Source organism: Proteus sp. fly-1067 (assembly GCF_040139345.1).
Lineage (GTDB): Bacteria > Pseudomonadota > Gammaproteobacteria > Enterobacterales > Enterobacteriaceae > Proteus > Proteus vulgaris_B.
Map to the genome: position 1 here is coordinate 1 of NZ_JBEEUL010000084.1, position 751 is coordinate 751.

The 751-nt window shown below is 35.8% G+C and carries 1 protein-coding gene; it reads left to right on the plus strand.

The genetic code is table 11. The features are described 5' to 3' along the window. Positions 1-179: 179 nt before the first annotated feature. Positions 180-751: hypothetical protein (locus ABN217_RS19255; RefSeq protein WP_349459860.1), on the plus strand; the 572-nt coding region annotated here is incomplete at its 3' end.

The window sequence follows — 751 nt, forward strand, 5'->3', positions numbered from 1 at the left end:
ATGACATAATTGTGACGTGTTTTGGCCCAAAACCCGATGGAAGTTGTGTGTTACGGATACAAGGTAAGCCGAATGGTGCTGAACGTCGAGTTACTGGGCACATTGAAATCAACTTAAAGTCTGAACATGAGTTACAAAAGGTATTAACTTCTGATTTATTTTATGATGGGCTTGCTTCCTTGAAAATGGCGCAGTTTGTGGGGTATCTCGGCGAGCAGCACGTTGTTAATGAGATTAAAAAAGGCACGCTATTTGATAAGTTGTTCATGAAAACGCGTTATGGTAAAGCCCCATTAGCCAACAAATCCTCCCGTCTTGATAAAGATGGAAATGAATTAAATCCTTTATTGGGTAAACGCTTTGTTCCCGAAAAAATGTTAGCATTGCAAAACGCAAAAGGACAAGGTATTGATTTAATTTGTAAAATTGAGCCACCGCCACCTGAGTGGGTGACGTTTGAAATCAAAACAACGATGAAGGATAAGTTTGGGCCAAATGCAACACCAAAAAGTGGTGAACCAAGTGAAGCTCAAAAAGATTATATTGGAAATATAAGTAAGCATACTGGTCTAGCAAATATATCTTTTGTTCAAGGACATAATGATTATAATTTAAGTAGAGCACAAAGGAAAATGTTAGTTGAAATTAAAAAAGATATCAGTAAGAGTAATATTGCAGGTTTTAAATTAACAGTTGCTATTGATGATAAATTGAATGTGTCAAGCAATAATAAATACGGTTCTTTCTATAT